The organism is Streptomyces sp. NPDC026500, assembly GCF_055567635.1.
The window spans coordinates 118,661-137,034 of sequence record NZ_JBVHQB010000003.1 but is presented as its reverse complement, the minus strand read 5'-3'; the positions used below and the strand labels follow the sequence as shown (position 1 = coordinate 137,034).

The 18,374-nt window shown below is 70.5% G+C and carries 18 protein-coding genes; 10 read left to right on the top strand and 8 right to left on the bottom strand.

Annotation, left to right across the window (positions count from 1 at the left end):
• The first annotated feature begins 44 nt into the window (after positions 1–44).
• From ACZ4N5_RS06460 to ACZ4N5_RS06450, 3 genes are read left to right on the top strand one after another with little or no spacing between them, the layout of a single operon-like run.
• Positions 45–1,556: an IucA/IucC family protein gene (locus ACZ4N5_RS06460; protein ID WP_467755982.1), complete on the top strand. Its 1,512-nt coding sequence runs from the start codon at positions 45–47 to the stop codon at positions 1,554–1,556.
• Between the two features lie 54 nt (positions 1,557–1,610).
• On the top strand, positions 1,611–2,873 hold the full coding sequence (locus ACZ4N5_RS06455) for a VWA domain-containing protein (protein ID WP_467755981.1): 1,263 nt from the start codon (positions 1,611–1,613) through the stop codon (positions 2,871–2,873).
• A complete protein-coding gene (locus tag ACZ4N5_RS06450) occupies positions 2,873–3,715 on the top strand; it encodes a hypothetical protein (protein WP_467755980.1) in 843 nt (280 codons plus the stop codon). Before ACZ4N5_RS06455 ends, ACZ4N5_RS06450 begins: the two co-directional genes overlap by 1 nt.
• Before the next feature lie 171 nt (positions 3,716–3,886).
• Here the strand turns inward: ACZ4N5_RS06450 and ACZ4N5_RS06445 are convergent, their stop codons facing one another.
• The gene (locus ACZ4N5_RS06445) at positions 3,887–4,525 is read right to left on the bottom strand and encodes a winged helix-turn-helix transcriptional regulator (RefSeq protein WP_467755979.1); all 639 of its coding nucleotides are present in this window, start codon (positions 4,523–4,525) and stop codon (positions 3,887–3,889) included.
• A gap of 84 nt (positions 4,526–4,609) precedes the next feature.
• Here ACZ4N5_RS06445 and ACZ4N5_RS06440 point away from each other — a divergent pair, with 84 nt between their 5' ends.
• The 4 genes from ACZ4N5_RS06440 (at position 4,610) to ACZ4N5_RS06425 (ending at position 7,867) form a co-directional block, all read left to right on the top strand.
• Complete coding sequence (locus ACZ4N5_RS06440) at positions 4,610–5,818, top strand: pyridoxal phosphate-dependent aminotransferase (protein WP_355211894.1); 1,209 nt, start codon at positions 4,610–4,612, stop codon at positions 5,816–5,818.
• Between the two features lie 137 nt (positions 5,819–5,955).
• Positions 5,956–6,606, top strand: coding sequence for a histidine phosphatase family protein (locus tag ACZ4N5_RS06435; protein ID WP_467755978.1), 651 nt, complete (start codon positions 5,956–5,958; stop codon positions 6,604–6,606).
• 54 nt (positions 6,607–6,660) lie between these two features.
• Entirely contained in the window at positions 6,661–7,296 is a 636-nt protein-coding gene (locus tag ACZ4N5_RS06430) for a hypothetical protein (RefSeq protein ID WP_467755977.1), read from the top strand.
• 148 nt (positions 7,297–7,444) lie between these two features.
• Positions 7,445–7,867 (top strand): acyl-CoA thioesterase, encoded by a 423-nt coding sequence (locus ACZ4N5_RS06425; protein ID WP_467755976.1) that lies wholly within the window; start codon positions 7,445–7,447, stop codon positions 7,865–7,867.
• A gap of 27 nt (positions 7,868–7,894) precedes the next feature.
• On the opposite strand, the gene ACZ4N5_RS06420 is transcribed toward ACZ4N5_RS06425, so the two are convergent.
• Entirely contained in the window at positions 7,895–8,296 is a 402-nt protein-coding gene (locus ACZ4N5_RS06420) for a winged helix-turn-helix transcriptional regulator (protein WP_467755975.1), read from the bottom strand.
• Between the two features lie 136 nt (positions 8,297–8,432).
• On the opposite strand from ACZ4N5_RS06420, the gene ACZ4N5_RS06415 reads away from it, so the two are divergent.
• A complete protein-coding gene (locus ACZ4N5_RS06415; RefSeq protein ID WP_467756295.1) occupies positions 8,433–9,971 on the top strand; it encodes an MFS transporter in 1,539 nt (512 codons plus the stop codon).
• On the opposite strand, the gene ACZ4N5_RS06410 is transcribed toward ACZ4N5_RS06415, so the two are convergent.
• Positions 9,899–10,537: a TMEM175 family protein gene (locus ACZ4N5_RS06410; RefSeq protein WP_467755974.1), complete on the bottom strand. Its 639-nt coding sequence runs from the start codon at positions 10,535–10,537 to the stop codon at positions 9,899–9,901. The genes ACZ4N5_RS06415 and ACZ4N5_RS06410 overlap by 73 nt on opposite strands.
• 267 nt (positions 10,538–10,804) lie before the next feature.
• Between ACZ4N5_RS06410 and ACZ4N5_RS06405 the strand changes: the two genes are divergently transcribed.
• A complete protein-coding gene (locus ACZ4N5_RS06405; protein WP_467755973.1) occupies positions 10,805–11,620 on the top strand; it encodes a chitosanase in 816 nt (271 codons plus the stop codon).
• A gap of 96 nt (positions 11,621–11,716) precedes the next feature.
• Here ACZ4N5_RS06405 and ACZ4N5_RS06400 read toward each other — a convergent pair whose 3' ends face one another.
• The 5 genes from ACZ4N5_RS06400 to uraD all read right to left on the bottom strand — a co-directional run bounded on the left by ACZ4N5_RS06400 (position 11,717) and on the right by uraD (position 17,012).
• Entirely contained in the window at positions 11,717–13,051 is a 1,335-nt protein-coding gene (locus ACZ4N5_RS06400) for a nucleobase:cation symporter-2 family protein (protein WP_467756294.1), read from the bottom strand.
• A 462-nt stretch (positions 13,052–13,513) separates the two neighbouring features.
• Positions 13,514–14,890: an 8-oxoguanine deaminase gene (locus tag ACZ4N5_RS06395; RefSeq protein ID WP_467755972.1), complete on the bottom strand. Its 1,377-nt coding sequence runs from the start codon at positions 14,888–14,890 to the stop codon at positions 13,514–13,516.
• A gap of 183 nt (positions 14,891–15,073) precedes the next feature.
• Positions 15,074–16,021, bottom strand: a complete 948-nt coding sequence (gene pucL, locus ACZ4N5_RS06390) for a factor-independent urate hydroxylase (RefSeq protein WP_467755971.1) — start codon at positions 16,019–16,021, stop codon at positions 15,074–15,076.
• 5 nt (positions 16,022–16,026) lie between these two features.
• Entirely contained in the window at positions 16,027–16,428 is a 402-nt protein-coding gene (gene uraH, locus ACZ4N5_RS06385; RefSeq protein ID WP_467755970.1) for a hydroxyisourate hydrolase, read from the bottom strand.
• Complete coding sequence (uraD, locus tag ACZ4N5_RS06380) at positions 16,425–17,012, bottom strand: 2-oxo-4-hydroxy-4-carboxy-5-ureidoimidazoline decarboxylase (protein WP_467755969.1); 588 nt, start codon at positions 17,010–17,012, stop codon at positions 16,425–16,427. Before uraD ends, uraH begins: the two co-directional genes overlap by 4 nt.
• 725 nt (positions 17,013–17,737) lie before the next feature.
• Between uraD and ACZ4N5_RS06375 the strand changes: the two genes are divergently transcribed.
• Positions 17,738–18,202, top strand: coding sequence for a type 1 periplasmic-binding domain-containing protein (locus tag ACZ4N5_RS06375; protein WP_467755968.1), 465 nt, complete (start codon positions 17,738–17,740; stop codon positions 18,200–18,202).
• The last annotated feature ends 172 nt before the right edge of the window (positions 18,203–18,374 follow it).

The following is an 18,374-nucleotide window of genomic DNA, read 5'->3' as shown; positions in this document are numbered from 1 at the left end:
CGGCGGACGATCACGATGCAGTCCCGTACCCAAGGAGCCCGCCTGTGCACCCTCCCTCCACGCCCGACACCGAGGCGGCGTTCGCCGAGGAACTGAGCGTCGTACGCCCCGATCTGTCGGCGCCGTACGCGGAGGCGCTGCCGGGCGCTCGGGCCGCCGTGCTGACCCGGTTGTGGCGGGCGCTGGCGTACGAGCCGCTGCCGTGGATCGCCGGCCGGGACACGGACCGCGACGGCCTCACGGTCCGCCTGGCCGACGGCCGCCGGCTGCACGGACCGCGCCCCGACCCGTACGCCACTTCCGCGTACGTCACCGAAGTGCGGCTCGGCGAGCGGGCGTACGACCGTCCGGAGCTGCTCGTCGACGCCCTCGATGTGCCGCACGGCGGTGTCTTCGCGGTCGAACTCGGCGACAGTGTGGCCTCCTTGGCGCTGTCGCGGGCGGACCGGGCGTCCGATGACACTCCTGGAGCGTCCGAGGCGAGCTGGGTGTGGGAGCAGCGGATCGTCGACGGGCATCCCTACCACCCCAACTGCCGTGCGCGGCCCGGGTTCTCGGTGGCCGAGCAGCTCGCGTACGGGCCGGAGCACCGGCCGTCGGTGGACCTGGGTCTGGTGGCGGTGGACGACGCTCTCGTCACGGGCGAATGGCCGAAGTGGCTGCGCGACGGGAAGCGGGTACTGATCCCGGTGCATCCCTGGCAGAGCGCTCATGTGCTCGATGCCCCGGTCCAGGAGGGTTTCACCGCCCGCCCGTTGATGTCCCTGCGCACCCTGGCGGTGCCGGACGGGCCGCATGTGAAGACGGCGTTGAGCGCCCGGCTGACCTCGTCGGTGCGGGACATCTCGGTGTACTCGGTGGAGACGGCCGACACGGTTTCGGCCTTCATGGAAGAGATGACGGCACGCCTGGACGTGCCGCTGCACATCACCCGCACCCTCGGCGCGGCCACCGCCGGTCTCCCCGATCTCGCCGCGGTGGTACGGGAGTCGCCGGACGGGTACGCGGGTGCGGGCGAGCGGTGTGTCCCGGTGGCCGCCCTTCCGTTGACCGCACTGCCCGAAAAGGCCTCCTGGCTGGCCGAGTTCACCCGTCTCGTCCTCACTGTGGGGCTGCGGTTGCTGGAGCTCGGGGTGGCCCTGGAGGCGCACGGCCAGAACCTGCTCGTGGTTCTCGACCGCGCCGGCTCCCCCGTCCGGCTCGTATACCGCGACCTGGCCGACATCCGGGTGAGCCCGGCCCGGCTGGCCCGCCACGGCATCCCGGTCCCGCGGCTGTCCGGACGCATCGTGACCGACGACGAGACCGTCCTGCGCCGCAAGCTCTTCGGTTCCCTCGTCGGGGGCGCGCTGGGCGCGACGGCGGGCTCGACGGCCGCGCTCCGCGAGGCCCTTGAGACGGTCGCACCGGATCTTCCGCGCACCACGGACCTCCCCGCGCTCCTGCGCGAGCCGCTCCCCACCAAAGCGCTGACCTTGATGCGGCTGTCCCCCGAGACCCCCGGTGACCTGTGGACACGGCTCCCTCAGCCGCTCGCCGGCCCCGGCTCGTCATGACGCGGGACACCTCTCGTTTTTACGCGCGGCACCTTTGATCAATAGGATCCGCCGATGATCACAAGACAACGGCTGGCGGCGGGCGTCTGCGCCCTGCTCGCCGCCCTGGCCGCCGGGATCGCCTTCCCGGCCGGAGCGGTCGCCGACGAAACCACGGCTACCGCTCCCAAGGTCGAACTCCTGCTGGACGTCAGCGGTTCGATGCGTGCCCGGGACATCGACGGCGAGTCGCGGATGTCCGCGGCCAAGCAGGCGTTCAACGAAGTGCTCGACGCGACGCCGCAGGAGGTGCAGCTCGGCATCCGCACCCTCGGCGCCAACTATCCGGGGGACGACCGCAAGACGGGCTGCAAGGACACGGCCCAGCTGTATCCGGTGGGGACCCTGGACCGCACCGAGGCGAAGACCGCCGTCGCGACCCTCAACCCGACCGGCTGGACCCCGATAGGCCCCGCCCTGCTCAAGGCGGCCGACGACCTCAACGGCGGTGAGGGCACCCGTCGCATCGTGCTCATCAGCGACGGCGAGGACACCTGCCAGCCGCTCGACCCGTGCCAGGTGGCCCGCGAGATCGCGGCCAAGGGCATCGACCTGACCATCGACACCCTGGGGCTGGTCCCCGACGTCAAGGTGAGCAAGCAGCTGAGCTGCATCGCCGAGGCCACCGGTGGCACGTACACCTCGGTGGAGCACAAGGAGCAACTCAGCGACCGCGTCAACCAGTTGGTGGACCGGGCCGCCGATCCGGTGGTGAAGCCGGTGGCCGTGGAAGGTGCCGACTCGTGCACCGGCGCTCCCGCCGTCAAGTCGGGCATCTACACCGACCGCGAGGAGTTCGCGCAGCACCGCTGGTACCGCGTGGAGGTCGCGCCGGGCAAGGAGCTGCGCGCCTCGGTGAGCATCGCGGCCGACCGTCAGGTCAACCCCGACTACGGGGTGCTGCTGCGTGCCGTCACCGTGCACGGCCGGGAGATCGTGCGCGGCGAGGCGGCCGGGAACGGCCGCACCGACGTCGTCTCGACCGGTCTGCGCTACCCGAAGGCCGAGAGCGACGACGACAACGCGCCCGCCGAGGTCGTGTGTCTGCAGGTGTCCAACTCCTTCTCGGCCGCGCCCGGTGTGAAGACCACGCCCGGACTGCCGCTGGAACTGACCGTCGACGTCGTCGGCGGCCCCGACCAGGCGGGCGACGTGGCCTCCTTCGGCCTCGGGCGCGGCTGGTGGCTGCTGGGCGCGCTGGTGCTCATCGGCTTCCTCGCGGGTGTGCTGTGGGGCTGGATCTCTCGCTGGCGGTTCTCGGTCTGGAGGACCAACTGATGCGTATCCGACGTGTGCTGAGCACCGCCGTCCTTCTCGCGGGGGTCGCCGCGGCGCCCGCGCTGCTCGGTGCGGCCGCTTCCCCGGCCTTCGCCGACGCCTCGCCTTCCGCGAGCCCCTCGAGTGACGCCGCCACGCCGACCGAGGCCGGTACGTCGTTCCGTACGGCGACCGAGATCGAGCAGGGAGTGCAGGCCACCGCAGGCGCCTCCACGGGTGACTACCTGTACTGGCAGTTCCCCGCGGACGCCGGGCAGCGGCCCACCGTGAAGGCGACGGTGAAGCTGCCCGAGGCGTCCAAGCGCGCCTCCGGCGAGACCTGGCAGATCGACGTGTACGACGGTCTGCGGCGCCGTCAGGCCTGCCAGTACGGGGCGCAGACACGGACGGCGGCGGCGGACGCGTCCACCGTGGAGCTGTCCTGCACCCTGCGCACCGTCCGCGCCTGGTCGGAGACCTGGTCCAACGACCCGCTGCCGGGCACGTATTACATCCGGCTCACCGCCACCGGTCTCGGGGCGGCCGATCTGGGTCTGCCGATGAGCACGGAACTCCGGGTGGACTCCAAGGACATCGGCGGTTCGGCGGCGGTCGACGGCTCGCTCGCCAAGCCGTTGGTCCCGGGCATCGCCACGACGTCCGAGAAGTCCGACGACAGTTCCGACTCCAGGACGGCGGTGCTGTCCTCGCTCGAACCCGACGACGGCTGGACCTCCGGCTGGTGGTCCGACCGCTGGGTGTGGACCGCGATCGGCGGCATCCTCGCGGCCCTCGCGGGCATCGGCGGATACGCGCTGACGCGGGGCACCGGACGCCCGTCCCGGATTCCGCCGGGCGCCTGACCCGTAGGCCGCGGGCCGAGGCCCGCCGCGTTCCCCGCCGGGGAGCGTGGCGGGCCTCTGCCTTCGGTCCCAGCTTCCCCTCCGGCCCCCTCCAGCGGGCCGCCAAGTCCCTCCAGCGGCCCGCCAGGTCCCTCCGACGGGCGGCGGTGGCACGGAGTCCGCCGTGCGGCGTCACGCCTCGCGGAGCGCCTTGGCGAGGGGTCCGTCTCCCGTCACGTCGACGCTCCGTTCGCGCAGCGCGTCGAGCAGCTTCAAAGTTCCCCGGTTCATGGCCTCGCCCGTCCGCGTGTCCAGCGTCAGCCGGGCGTCCGGCTCCCGTGGAGCGGGCCCGTCCCCGTAGAGCGGCCCTTCCTCGGAGCCCAGCCACACATGGAACCGGCCCTCGTCCAGGTGCACTTCGACCAGCCCCTCCCCCGCCCCGGCGGCGCCCAGCCCCCGCAGCAGCGGCAGCGCGAACCAGTGCGCCCGTACGGCGTCGGTGGGCCGCCGCTCGCCCAGCGCGGGCGCGCCCCACTCTCCGAGCGCCTGGAGGACGGGTAGCAACTCCTGTCCGCGTACGGTGAGTTCATAGACGTAGGCCGCGCCCGGCGGCGGCAGGCGGCGCCGCGTGGCCAGGCCGTCGCGCTCCATGTCCTTGAGCCGGGAGGCGAGGACGTCGGTGCTGACGCCCGGCAGATCGGCGTGCAGATCGGTGTAGCGGCGCGGTCCGCCGAGCAGTTCACGGACGATCAGGAGGGTCCACCGGTCCCCGACGGCGTCGAGGGCACGGGCGGCGGAACAGTACTGGTCGTAGCTTCGGCGCGGTGACATGCGACGCAGTCTAGCTATCTTGTTGGACTTTCCAAGCTCCCACTTGGTAAAACCAAGCAACACCACAACCGGAGGGCGCAGCGCATGGAGTTCCGGCAGTCGAGCAAGCTCAGCGAGGTCTGTTACGAGATCCGCGGCCCGGTGATCGAGCACGCCGACGCACTGGAGGCGGCGGGCCACAGCGTGCTGCGCCTGAACACCGGCAACCCGGCCCTCTTCGGTTTCGAGGCGCCGGAGGAGATCCTCCAGGACATGATCCGGATGCTGCCCCGGGCACACGGCTACACCGACTCGCGCGGCGTCCTGTCCGCCCGTCGGGCCGTCGCCCAGCGCTACCAGGACCGGGGCCTGGACGTCGGCGTGGACGACGTCTTCCTCGGCAACGGCGTCTCGGAGCTGGTCTCCATGGCCGTACAGGCCCTGGTCGAGGACGGTGACGAAGTCCTCATCCCCGCCCCGGACTTCCCGCTCTGGACGGCCGTCACCACCCTCGCCGGCGGCAAGGCGGTGCACTACCTCTGCGACGAACAGTCCGAGTGGTACCCGGACCTGGACGACATGGCGGCGAAGATCACCGACCGGACGCGCGCGGTCGTCATCATCAACCCCAACAACCCGACGGGCGCGGTCTATCCGAAGGAGATCGTCGAGGGCATCCTCGATCTCGCCCGTCGGCACGGCCTGATGGTGTTCGCCGACGAGATCTACGACCAGATCCTCTACGACGACGCCGTGCACCACTCGGCCGCGGCCCTCGCCCCCGACCTGGTGGTCCTCACCTTCTGCGGTCTGTCCAAGACGTACCGCGTCGCCGGATTCCGTTCCGGCTGGCTGGTCGTCACTGGCCCCAAGCAGCATGCGCGCAACTACCTGGAGGGGCTGACGATGCTGGCCTCCATGCGGCTGTGCGCCAACGCTCCGGCGCAGTACGCCATTCAGGCCGCGCTCGGCGGCCGCCAGTCGATCCACGAGCTGACCGGGCCCGGCGGCCGGCTCCGCGAGCAGCGCGACCGCGCCTGGGAGAAGCTCAACGAGATCCCCGGCGTCTCGTGCGTCAAACCCAAGGGCGCGCTGTACGCGTTCCCGCGCATCGACCCCGCCGTGCATCCAATCCACGACGACGAGAAGTTCGTCCTCGACCTGCTGCTGCGCGAGAAGATCCAGGTCGTCCAGGGCACCGGCTTCAACTGGCCGCGACCCGACCACTTCCGCATCCTCACGCTCCCGCACGCCGACGACCTGGACGCGGCGATCAGCCGGATCGGACGGTTCCTGAGCGGGTACCGGCAGTAGGGAACCGGGCGGGGCCGGGGTGGACGGGGAGGGTGTGGAGGGGTGGGGCCGGTCGGAGGAGCCGGTGCTGCGGCCCGGCCCGGCCGGTGTCACCGTACGAGGGACAGCAGCTGACGCACGGACGGAAGGGCGCGGCGATGGGTGACCTGCTCCTCGTACGGCACGGTGAGACCGAATGGTCGATGTCCGGGCGGCACACGGGGTCGACCGATGTCCCGCTGACCGACAACGGCCGCGAGCAGGCACGGCGGCTCGGTCCGCTGATCGCCCGGCACCACATCGCGGCGGCGTTCGTCAGTCCGATGCGCCGGGCGCGGGAGACGGCCGAGCTGGCGGGGGTCGTCGGCGCACGGGTCGACGCCGACCTCCGCGAGTGGGACTACGGCGGGTACGAGGGGATCACGACCGTCGAGATCCACCGGGAGCGGCCCGACTGGTTCCTGTTCACGGACGGCGTCGCGGCCGGGCCGCCCGAGCACCCCGGGGAGACCCCGGACGAGGTCGGGGCGCGCGCCGAGCGGATCCTGGCCAGGATCGACGCGGCGCTCGCCGAGTCGGAGGGCAGCGTGGTCGTCGTCTCGCACGGCCACTTCCTGCGGGTGCTGACCGCGCGCCGGCTCGGGCTGACCGCCCAGTCCGGCGCCCTCTTCCAGCTCGCCACCGGGACGATGAGCCGGTTGAGCACCGAACACCGGCGGCATGTGGTGGCCGGCTGGAATGTCAGACCCGACGCGTACTGTTCCCATGGACCGCTCTCCCCGGCGGGAGAGAGGTCGGAGAAACACTGAGCCGCGGCCGGGCAGAAGCGCCGTGGCGCCACCCGGTGGTGGAGGGAGCGCGCCGTGACACGACCGCCGACCGCCGCGCAGCGGCGCCTCATCGATGCCGCCGACCCCGTGACCGGGCGGCTGAAGGGCACCGAGGCCCAGCTCGCGGCCCTGGTGCAGCGGGGGCTCGCCTTCCGCCATCCGCGTCCGCCGCGCGACCACTTCCTGACACCGGCCGGGCATCGGCTGCGCGAGGCACCCGGGACTCCCGAGCCTGCCCATGCCGCCGAGGTGTCCGCCCCGGCGGCGTCCGGCGTGTTCGCCGCGCGGATCGGCGGCGACGAGGGGCCCGAGGCGGGCCCCGCGCGGCTGCGGGAGGTGCACAGCGCCTGGCAGGGGCTCCTGGAGCTGCGCCGGATGACCCGTCCTGACGGCGCCACCGACCTTCCCTGCGCCTGGGAGCGCACCCATCTGGTGCAGGCCGCCGCGCTCGCGCTGGAGGCGGCGGGGCACCGGCCCGCCGGAGCGGAGGGCGGCGGCTACCGGGTACGGGCGACACCGCAGCCGGAGGCCGTCGCCGTGCGCGAGCCGGACCCGGAGACGCTGCGAGCCTGCGCGGCCACCCTGGAGAAGGCGGGCTGGCAGGTCGGCGAACACACGGAACCGCGCACGGGCACCCGGTACGCGCTGGCCTCGCCCCGGCGGACGTGAGGCGCCCGGCGGCAGCACCCCGAGGGCGCCCGGCAGTTGCGGTCGTGCCACCGTCGCGGTCGGGCAGGCAGTTGCGGTCGTGGCAGCAGTCGCGTTCATAGAGGCAGTCGCAGTCGTAGAGGCAGTCGCAGTCGTCGAAGGGAAAGTCGTGGCAGAGCCGTTTTCCGTCCCCGTGACCGTTCGCGGATACGAGACCGACGTGCAGGGGCATCTGAACCAGAGCGTGTATCTGCAATACGCCGAGCACGCCCGCTGGTCGTTGCTGCACGCGGCGGGGATCAGCCAGCCGGAGCTGGCGGACCGGCGCGTGGGCCCGGTCGTGCTGGAGACGACCATCCGCTATCGGCGCGAGCTGCTCGCCGGCGACGAGGTCGAGGTGACGTGCGCCTTCATCTGGGGTGAGGGCAAGAGCTTCCGCATGGAGCAGACCATCCGGAAGGCCGACGGCACGGTGTCCGCCGAGATCACGGCGGTCTGCGGTCTGATGGACCTCACGGAACGCCGGCTCCTGCCGGACCCCCGGGACGTCTTCAAGTCCCTGGCCACCGACCCCAGTTATTTCGAGTCCTGACCTCTGCGGACCGCGCCGCCGGGCGGCCTACGCGTCGACCGGCTCCGGCCGGTGCTCGGCGTCGTAGGCCGCGCGGGATTCGGCGATCGTGACACGGTGCCGCTCGGCCCAGTCGGTCAGGGAGAGCAGCGTCGCGTGCAACTCGCGAGCCACCGGGGTGAGTTCGTACTCGACCTTCGGCGGTACGGTCGGATGCACGGTGCGTGTGACGAGGCCGTCGCGCTCGAGGTTGCGCAGGGTCAGGGTCAGCATGCGACGGCTGATCCCCTCGATGCTGCGCTCCAGCTCCGTGAAGCGGATCGGGCCGTGCGCGGCGGCCACGATGATCAGCACGCTCCATTTTCCGGCGACCCTGTCAAGAACCTCGCGGACCGGGCACGCCTGCGCGAGCACTGCCTGCGAGGTAACACCGGTGTTCCCCTGGGACATCGAAGTGCCTCCTTACGCCGGTCTCCATGGTCACTGACGATGTACCCCGTTACAAGTCGTGCACCAAGGGAGAACGTCCGTGGAACCGACGCGGTCCATATCGACGCGGTCCACGGAGAACACGGAGGTCATCGTCATGCTGTCCCGGACCGAACCGGCAAGGCCGTCGACACCACGAACGTACTCCCGGTGGGCCTCGCTCGTCGTCCTGTGCGCCGGCACGCTGATGACGATCCTGGACGGGAACATCGTCACCGTAGCCATGCCCGCCGTCCAGAGCGACCTCGGCTTCTCCGCCCCCGGGCTCGCCTGGGTCGTGAACGCGTATCTGATCCCGTTCGGGGGGCTGTTGCTGCTCGTGGGCAGGCTCGGCGATCTGGTGGGCCGCAAGCGGATGTTCACGGCCGGGCTCGTCGTGTTCACCGCGGCGTCCGTGCTGTGCGGGGTCGCCGACGGGCAGGGCATGCTGGTCGCGGCCCGCGCCCTCCAGGGGGTCGGCGGGGCCATGACCTCGGCCGTGGTCCTCGGCATGCTGGTGGCGCTCTTCCCCGAGCCCCGCGAACAGGGCCGCGCCATCGCGGTGTTCAGCGCGGTCGGCGCGGCGGGCGGGGCCCTCGGCACCTTCCTCGGCGGCGCGCTGACACAGGCCCTCGACTGGCACTGGATCTTTCTGATCAACGTGCCGATCGGCGTACTGGCCTTGGTCGCCGCACTGCGGATTCTCACCGCGGACACCGGAGCCGGTCTCGGCAGCGGCGCCGACTGTCCGGGCGCGGCCCTGGTCACCAGCGCGCTGATGCTGACGGTGTACGCGATCGTCGGCGCCGGGGAGCGCGGCCTCGGCGGCACACTCGCGCTCGGCGTGCTCGCGCTCGCCCTGTTCGCCGGCTTCACCCTGCGCCAGGCGCGGGCCGCCCGCCCCCTGCTGCGGCTGCGACTGCTGCGCTCCCGGACCCTGACGAGCGCGAACGGCGTACAGATCCTGATGATCGCCGGGATGTACGGCTTCCAGTACCTCGGCGCGCTCTACCTCCAACGCGTCCTCGGCTACAGCGAGTTGCTCACAGGCACGGCGTTCCTGCCCGCGCCGATCACCATCGGCGTGCTGATGCTGAGCCTGTCGGCGCGCACGATCGCCCGCTTCGGCCCGTACCGCGTCCTGCTCGCCGGACTCGCCCTCATCACGGCGGGCCTCGCCCTGCTCAGCCGCGCCCCGGTCGAAGGGTCGTACGTCACCGACGTGCTGCCCCCGCTGCTCCTGCTCTCCGCGGGATTCGCGGCCGCGATGCCCGCGGTGACCGGGCTCGCCATGTCGGGCGCCCGTGCGGAAGACGCCGGCCTGGCCTCCGGACTCTTCAACACCACGCAGGTGGTGGGCGGTTCACTGGGCCTCGCCGTGCTGACGACACTGGCGGCGAGTCGCACCGAGCGGCTGACCGGCGCGGGCGAGCACGTCGTCGCCGCGACGGCGGACGGCTACCGGCTGGCGTTCACGGTGGCCACGGTCATCGCGGCCACGGCCCTGACCCTGGCCGCCGCCCTCCTGCGGCCCGACCGAACCTCCTCGGCCGCCTCAACTGCTTCGACGGAGGAAGTACGTCCTCACACGCCCTCTTCTGCCGACCCGGCCGTCTCGGACGAACGCATCGGCACCGGCACCTGGTTGAAGCCGTAGTAGACCGCGAGCAGCCCATGCGCGGCCAGGGTCAGCGGCGCCGAGACGAAGGAGAGCGCGACCGTCCCCGGATAGACCAGAGAGCCGAGGGCGAAGCGGACGCGGGTCCGCCGGGCGCCCTCGACGTCGACGCGGCTGTCGAGAAGGCGTCCGGTGCGGGTGAGGTGCCACCACACGGCCGTGAACGCGAGGGCCATGGCCACCATGACCAAGCTGTAGACGGCGGCGGCGACATGGGACGCCCTGCCCTCGCGCAGGTACTCCGCGAGCATCGCCGTGGGCCAGGGGATCGCGGCCACCACCATCAGCAGGAGCAGGTTCAGGAACATCAGGGTGCGGTCGACCCGGGCGACGTAACTGAACACCTGATGGTGGTTGATCCACATGATGCCGATCACCAGGAAGCTGACGACGTAGGCAGCGTACGAGGGCCACTGCTGTCCGAGCGCATGCCACAGTCCGCCGCTCTCACCGACCTCGGGGACCTTGATCTCCAGGATCAGCAGCGTGATGGCGATGGCGAAGACGCCGTCGCTGAAGGCCTCCACCCGGCCCGACTCGTTCATGACCGACTCTCCCCGTTGTGACCGCGTCCGCACATTTTTTCCGCGCGGAGTCTGCCGCGCGACCTGTGTGCCGTCCGTGCCCTTCGTACCGTCCGTGCCGCTCGTGCCGCTCGTGCCGCTGTGCGCTCAGACCGTAGCCCAACGCGGTTCGCCTTCGGCTCCGCATCCTCAACTCGCCCTCCCCTGACGGGTATACGCCGCCTTCAATCTCTGGTAGGAAACTTTCCTAACAGTACGCGGCAACACCACTCCCCCATCGGAGGTACCGTGCACACCCCCCACATAGGCACTTCGCGTCGCACCCTGCTCACCCTGATCGGAGCCTCACTGGTGGCAGGCCCCCTGATCGCCACCCAGACCGCGACCGCCGCTGCCGTCGGCCTGGACGACCCGGCGAAGAAGGAGATCGCCATGAAGCTGGTCTCCAGCGCGGAGAACTCCTCGCTGGACTGGAAGGCGCAGTACAAGTACATCGAGGACATCGGCGACGGGCGCGGCTACACCGCCGGGATCATCGGCTTCTGCTCGGGCACCCACGACATGCTCGACCTCGTCGAGCTGTACACGCAGCGCAAGCCCGGCAACGTGCTGGCCAAGTACCTGCCGGCGCTGCGTGCGGTCGACGGCAGCGACTCCCACGAGGGCCTGGATCCCGGGTTCCCGGCCGACTGGCGCAGGGCCGCGCAGGACTCGGCGTTCCAGCAGGCCCAGAACGACGAGCGCGACCGCGTCTACTTCAACCCCGCCGTAGGGCAGGGCAAGGCCGACGGCATCGGTGTCCTCGGCCAGTTCACGTACTACGACGCCATCGTGATGCACGGCGACGGCGACGACAGCACCAGCTTCAGCAACATCCGGCGGCGCGCGCTGGCGAAGGCCAGGCCGCCGGCCCAGGGCGGCGACGAGGTGACGTATCTGAACGCCTTCCTCGACGCCCGGGTCTGGGCCATGAAGCAGGAGGAGGCCCACTCCGACACCACCCGGGTCGACACCGAGCAGCGGGTCTTCGTACGCAACCGGAACCTGAACCTCAACACACCGCTGGACTGGAAGGTCTACGGCGACAGCTACCACATCGGCTGACGGGCGCGGCACGGCGGAGGGCGCGGCACGGTTCTCGTGCCGCGCCCTCCGTCTCCTCGTACCGCGCCCCCCGTGTGTCCGTTCCGGTCCGGCCGGTCAGTGGGCCGGTACCGCCTTGAGGTCCTCGCCCGCCTCCATGGGGTGGGTCACCTCGCCCGCGTCCTCGCGTCCTCCGCCGAGGTGGTTGAAGACGAGGTTGAGGACGACGGCCGCGACGCAGCCCGTCGAGATGCCGGAGTCGAGGACGATCCGTACGGTCTCCGGGAACGCGTGGTAGAACCCGGGCGCGGTGATCGGGATGATGCCGACCGCGAGGGAGACGGCCACGATCAGCACGTTGTTGTCCTTCTCCAGGCCCGCCCTGACCAGCGTCTGGATGCCGCTGGCCGCGACCGAGCCGAAGAGGACGACACCGGCCCCGCCGAGCACCGGGCGCGGGACGACGGCGATCAGCGACGCGGCCATCGGGCACAGCCCCATCAGCACCAGGAAGCCGCCGCCGGTGGCGACGACGTACCGGCTGCGGATCCTCGTCATCGCGACGAGGCCGATGTTCTGGGCGAAGGCGCTGCACATGAAGCCGTTGAAGAGCGGGCTCAGCGCCGAGCCGAGGGTGTCGGCGCGAAGTCCGGCCGCGATGGTCCGCTCGTCGGCGGGGCGCTCCACGATCTCGCCCAACGCCAGCATGTCCGCGGTCGATTCGGTCATCGAGACGACCATCACCACGCAGAGCGAGAGGATCGCGGCGAGGTGGAACTGCGGGGCGCCGAAGTGGAACGGCGTCGGGAAGCCGACCACGTCCGCGTCGGCCACCGGTCCGAAGTCCGTGACGCCGAAGGGGATCGCCACGAGCGTGCCGACGACCAGCCCGAGCAGGACCGCGATCTGTTTGACGAAGCCGCGGGTGAAGCGGCGCAGCAGCAGGACGATGACGAGCGTGACCGCCGCGAGTCCCAGGTAGGTCCGTGAACCGTAGTCGTCCGCCGCGGGGTTCGGGCCCTGGGCCCAGCCGAAGGCGACCGGCAGCAGCGAGACACCGATGAGCGTGATCACGCTGCCGGTGACAACGGGCGGGAAGAAGCGGACGGCCTTGCTGAAGTAGGGGGCCGCGATGAATCCGAGGACGCCGGCGACGACGACCGCGCCGAAGATGACCGGCAGGGCGTCGCTCTTCTCCTTGGCGGAGGCGACGACCGCGGTCATCGGGGCGACGCCGGCGAACGTGACGCCGTTGACGAAGGGCAGCCGGGCTCCGATCTTCCAGAAGCCGAGGGTCTGCAGGAAGGTGGCGAGCCCCGCGGTGAACAGGCAGGCGCCGGTGAGGAAGGTGAGTTCGGTCGCGGAGAGACCGACCGCGGCGCCGACGATCAGGGGCGGGGCGACGACTCCGGCGTACATGGCGGCCACGTGCTGCAGACCGCTGGCCGCCATCTTCAGCGCGGGCAGTCTCTCGTCAACCGGGTGCACCGACGGGCCGGTTGATCCGGGCGATCCCGTCGCCGCGGTTGATCCACTTACCTCGACGGGTCCTGTTCCTCCGGTCGATCCACTCGCTTCGGTCGATCCGGTTGATCCGGCTGTCCCGGTTGTTTCCGTTGTTTGAGTTGTTTCCGTTGATCCAGTTGGTCGTGCATCGGTGCTGGGCTCGGGCTGGGCGGCCACGGCGGCTCCTCCGGTCGGGTACACGTCGCCGTCGACGTGGGTGTCAGGGAGGTGATGCGCGGTCGTGCGGGACCGGGACGATGCCCACCGCGCGGACACGGCGTCCGCGCGGCGGAGACCGTTCCGGGGCGCGCACGTCCATGCACGCCCCGGCTACGGCCGCCGTGGACCCCGCTCGGGTCCACGGCTACCGGCCGAGGGCCGTCCCCCTCGGCCGGAGTTCTGTGGTGGTCAGGCCTGCGCGGTGATCCGCGCCAGGCGCTGTGCCTCATCGCGCGTGGAGCGGGCGATGGCGTCCTCGTCGACGTGCAGCAGGTGGCTGTCCTCGACGACCGGCCTGCCGTTCACGAGCGAGAGGGTGACCGGGGCTGCGGCGCCGAAGACCAGCGCCGTCACCGGGTCGGCGATCGAGGCGTGCGCCAGGGTGTCCAGCTTCCACAGCACCAGGTCGGCGAGCTTGCCCGCTTCCAAAGAGCCGATCTGGCTCGCGCGGCCGAGGACCTGGGCCCCTCCGTAGGTGCCGAGGCGCAGCGCCTGACGGGCGTTCAGGGCGGCCTCGCGGTGGGCGCCGAGCCGGTTGATGAGCAGGGCGTTGCGCAACTCGGTGTGGAGTTCGCCCGACTCGTTCGACGCGGTGCCGTCGACGCCGAGGCCGACCGGAACGCCGGCCGCCAGCATGTCGGGGACCCGGGCGATGCCCGCGGCCAGCCGGGCGTTCGAGGACGGACAGTGCGCGACTCCCGTCTTCGTGCGGGCGAAGGCGGCGATGTCGGAGTCGTTCATGTGGACGCAGTGCGCCATCCACACGTCCTCGCCGAGCCAGCCGGTCGACTCGAAGTAGTCGGTCGGACCCATGCCGAACAGTTCCTTGCAGAACTGCTCCTCCTCCACGGTCTCCGAACCGTGCGTGTGCAGCCGTACCCCCTTGCGGCGGGCCAACTCGGCGCCCTGCTTCATGAGTTCGGTGGAGACGGAGAAGGGCGAGCAGGGTGCGACGGCGACCTGGGTCATGCTGTCGAAGGAGGCGTCGTGGTGCTCGTCGACCGTCGCCTCGGTGGCGGCGAGCGCCCCTTCGAGGGTCTCGACGGCGAAGTCCGGCGGCAGTCCGCCGTCCTTCTCGCTGCGGTCCATGGAGCCGCGGGCGAGGGTGAAGCGGACACCGGTCTCGCGGGCGGCCCGGATGATGGCGCCGGACAGGTCGCCGGAGCCCTTCGGGAAGACGTAGTGGTGGTCCATGGCCGTGGTGACTCCGCCGCGGGCCATCATGGCGAGGGAGCCCTGGGCGGCCGCGTAGACCATCCGCTCGTCGATGCGCGCCCAGGTCGGGTACAGCGCGACGAGCCAGTCGAAGAGGTTGTGGTCCGTGGCGAGGCCGCGGGTGATCCACTGGTAGAAGTGGTGGTGGGTGTTCACCAGACCGGGCGTGGCCAGATGCCCGGTGCCGTCGACGCGGCGGACCACGTTCTGCAGGTTCTCGGGGGCCTTCCCGGCGCCCACCGACTCGATTTTGTTGTCGGCGACGACGATGTGGCCCGAGGCGTACTCGGTGTCGCCCGCGTCCACGGTCGCGATGGCGCAGTTCTCGATGACGATGCGCTGGACTGCCACGGCGGTTCCTCGTTCTTCCCATTGGCGGACGGACCCGGGGGCCGAGCGGGGTGACGACCGGGTCCGTGGTGCTGTCGTTGCGCAGATGCCCCCGCTCTCCCCTGGGACGTGACGCCGGCGCGCGCGTCGGGGGTACAGCGGCAGTACCGCGGTGGCGGTCCGGACGGACCGCCGGGTGCGGTCCTACAGGTTGGTGAGGTCCACCGGGATGCGGGGCTCGCAGCCGTCGCGCAGGACGGTGCCCTCGATGAGCCCGTACGGACGGTCGGCCGCGAAGTAGACCTCGTTGTCGTTCTCGAGGCCGAACGGCGTCAGGTCCACCAGGAAGTGGTGCTTGTTCGGGAGCGAGAAGCGGACCTCGTCGATCTCGCTGCGGTGGTCGATGATCCGCGCGCCCATTTGGTACAGGGTCTGCTGGAGCGAGAGGGAGTAGGTCTCCGCGAAGGCCTGGAGCATGTGCTTCCTGACCTGGTCGTAGGACTTGTCCCAGTTGGGCATCTCCTGCTCGTCGCCGGTCCAGTTGAAGCGCCAGCGGCTGGAGACCTGGGTGGCCAGGATGCGGTCGTACGCCTCCTGGAGCGTCGTGTACTTGTCCTTGACGTAGCCCCAGAACTCGGAGTTCGTCGAGTTCATCACGACGAGGTCCTTCAGGCCCGAGACGACCTCCCACGTCTCACCGTCGTAGGTGATCTGGGTGACGCGCGTCTCCTGGCCCTTGCGTACGAACGAGTGCTTGGCCTCGTCCGCGCCGACGACCCGGGAGCCCGCGTCCGAGGCCTCGATCCGCTCCCAGGCGTACTCCTCGATGCGGATGCGCGCCCGCTTGATCGGCTCCTGACTGGTGACGAAGTGCCGTGCCAGATGGATGCCGAACTGTTCGGCGGACTCGATGCCGTACTCCTTGGCGAACGCGTACACCGTGTTCTTGGTGGTGTCCGTCGGCAGGACGTTCGCGTTGGAGCCTGAGAGGTGGACCTCCTGCATGTCGCCGCTCAGCGCGACGGACACGTTCAGGTCCTTGATGTGGTGGGTGTCGCCGTCGCGGGTGATCTTGACGACGCGGTTCTCGGCCTTGCCGTACTGGTTCTGTCCCAGGAGTACAGGGTGGCCGCGGTGGGATGGGTCAGTCATGTCTGCTAGCTCCCTCGGTAAACGGAGTAGCCGAACGGGTTGAGCAGCAGCGGTACGTGGTAGTGCTCGCCCGGCCTGACGGCGAAGGTGATCGTCACCTCGGGGAAGAACGTCTCGCTGTCCCGATTCGCGGGGGCGTCCTGCTGCGCATCGGCTTGCTGTGTCGCTGAATGCGACTCGAAGTACTGCTCGACCGCGAAGTCGAGGCGTACATGGGTCGTGCCCTCCGGCAGCGCCGGAAGATCCTTGCACCGGCCGTCCGCGTCGGTCGCGGAACCGCCGAGCGTCCGCCAGTCGCCCTCGCGCCCCGCGCGGGCGGCGAGTTGGACGGCGACGCCCTCGGCGGGGCGGCCCGCGCTGGTGTCCAGGATGTGGGTGGACACGGAGGCCGTGGTGTCGGTGCTCATGCCTCTTCTTCCTGTACGGGGCTGCCGGGTTCTCCCTGCACGGAACCGGCGGCCTCATCCTTTACCAGACCGCCGGCTTCCTCCTGTACGAGATTGCCGAGCCGGATGCGGTTGATCTTCCCCAGTTCGACGCGGACGATCTCCCGCTCCCGCTCGGGCGAGTTGCCGATCCGCTCCTTGGCCGCGTCACGCATCTGCTCGCCGGTCCGGCCGGTGGCGCAGATGAGGAAGACATGGCCGAACTTCTCCTGGTAGGCCAGGTTCAGTTCGAGCATCTCCTCCTTGAGCTCCGCGGAGGCACCGGCCATGCCGCGCTGCTCGCGGGAGGAGGTCGGGTCGCCGGGCCTCGGCCGCCCGATGGGCGGGTGCCCGGCCATCGCCTCCGCGAGGTCCGCCGCGGTGAGTTCGGCCGTGGCGGCGTCGCTCGCGGTGTACAGGTCGTCGGCGGTGGCGTAGGGGCGGGCGGCGAGCAGTCGCTCGGCCCACGCGCGGGAGGCGCACGCCTCGTGGAGGACGGCGAAGGCCGCGCGCTCCTGAAGGGCGTTGAAGCGGGCTAGGCCGCCAGATGTCGTACTCGACGTCACGGGAAGCCTCCGTGGCCTTGTGCTGGACGGGCTGCGGACAGCTAACGCCCTCGGAAACACCACGTCAACACTTTGTTGAAAACTTCGGGTTACGGAAACCGCCGCCCGATCGTTCCGGACGGCGGCGGGTGAACGGCGGGTCACGGCGGGTCACGGCGGGCGTACCCCTGCCGCACTGAGGAGCGTTTTCGCCGTTCAGGCGTCCTTTTCGCGATTCAGGTAGTTGTAGACCGAGAACGTCATGTCCACTCTGCACGGCAGCAGCGCCCCGCGCTCATGGTCGACCAGAGGCAGCACCGCGGCACCGCGCGGCCAGGCCACATGTGAGCCCGTGGGTAACCGCAGCCGATCGCCTCCGCTCCACACTATCTCGACCGCCCGTCTGCGACCGGCTCTCGATCGCCGCCGCGGAAGACCACCCCGCACAGGCCATTGGCACCCCGGGCGCCGACCACCGCCTTGAGCGCGTCGGTGACCAGCCGTTGCCGGACACAAGACAGTGGGTCACATGCTGGGCGAATGAACCGCTCACCTGGGACCTCTCGAAGGTTCCGGGGTGGAGAGGCTGTCTTATGCTCACCTCTTCGCGGGCGGCGGTCGCCCCGAGGGCCTTGTTGAAGGGTGCAGACATGCGGTGGTCATCCCGGCGGTTCAGGCTGATTCGGTCGGCTTTGCCCGGAGCGTTGCGCAGGCGTCGGGTGGCTCTCGGCGCAGGACTGGGGGGCATGGTCGCCGTCGTGGTGGCGGGAGTCTGCTTGTGGCCGTCCGCCGACGGAGGCGAGATGCCGACGGCCCGGGTGTATCGGGACGTGGACGCCTGCCTCCTCACCGACAGTCGCGGAGTTGTGCCGGGCGCGCCGGCGGCACCGGTTTGGGCCGGCATGCAGGAGGCCTCCCGCTCGACCAGGGTGCGGGTGAGTTTCCTGCCGGCGACGGGGCCGGACACCCGGGCGAACGTGGTGCCGTATGTCAACTCCCTCGTGCAGGAGCAGTGTTCGGTGGTGGTGGCTGTCGGCACGACGCCGGTCCAGGCGGCGCGTGCGGTGGCGCCCCGTCAGAAGCAGGTGCGCTTCGTCGTCGTGGGGGACGGACCGGGATCGGCGAACGTCTCGGTGGTGGGAGAGGGCGACCAGTCGGAGGTACGGGACCGCATACGCGGGCTTCTGACCTCTCTGACCGGTAGATCCTGATTCACCGCCAATGGTCGGTTCAACTCGGTTTCGGGTGTGTCCTTTTGGGAAAACCGAGCGGCCACCGACTCGAAACATAAGGATCAGGTAAGAAGATCAACTGACTATGGTCAGAGCGTGATCGTTTACGGAACTATCGAGTCGCTTTCATGATCGATACGTATCCGCAAAG

Excerpts from the sequence above, each read along its gene's own strand:
- ACZ4N5_RS06435 (WP_467755978.1), top strand. The coding sequence starts at position 5,956 with ATGGGTGACCTGCTCCTCGTACGGCACGGTGAGACCGAATGGTCGATG.
- ACZ4N5_RS06420 (WP_467755975.1), bottom strand. The coding sequence starts at position 8,296 with ATGTCCCAGGGGAACACCGGTGTTACCTCGCAGGCAGTGCTCGCGCAG.
- ACZ4N5_RS06400 (WP_467756294.1), bottom strand. The coding sequence starts at position 13,051 with ATGGCGGCCAGCGGTCTGCAGCACGTGGCCGCCATGTACGCCGGAGTC.
- ACZ4N5_RS06450 (WP_467755980.1), top strand. The coding sequence starts at position 2,873 with ATGCGTATCCGACGTGTGCTGAGCACCGCCGTCCTTCTCGCGGGGGTC.
- ACZ4N5_RS06445 (WP_467755979.1), bottom strand. The coding sequence starts at position 4,525 with ATGTCACCGCGCCGAAGCTACGACCAGTACTGTTCCGCCGCCCGTGCC.
- pucL (WP_467755971.1), bottom strand. The coding sequence starts at position 16,021 with ATGACTGACCCATCCCACCGCGGCCACCCTGTACTCCTGGGACAGAAC.
- uraH (WP_467755970.1), bottom strand. The coding sequence starts at position 16,428 with ATGAGCACCGACACCACGGCCTCCGTGTCCACCCACATCCTGGACACC.
- ACZ4N5_RS06415 (WP_467756295.1), top strand. The coding sequence starts at position 8,433 with ATGCTGTCCCGGACCGAACCGGCAAGGCCGTCGACACCACGAACGTAC.
- ACZ4N5_RS06455 (WP_467755981.1), top strand. The coding sequence starts at position 1,611 with ATGATCACAAGACAACGGCTGGCGGCGGGCGTCTGCGCCCTGCTCGCC.
- ACZ4N5_RS06375 (WP_467755968.1), top strand. The coding sequence starts at position 17,738 with ATGGTCGCCGTCGTGGTGGCGGGAGTCTGCTTGTGGCCGTCCGCCGAC.
- ACZ4N5_RS06410 (WP_467755974.1), bottom strand. The coding sequence starts at position 10,537 with ATGAACGAGTCGGGCCGGGTGGAGGCCTTCAGCGACGGCGTCTTCGCC.
- ACZ4N5_RS06440 (WP_355211894.1), top strand. The coding sequence starts at position 4,610 with ATGGAGTTCCGGCAGTCGAGCAAGCTCAGCGAGGTCTGTTACGAGATC.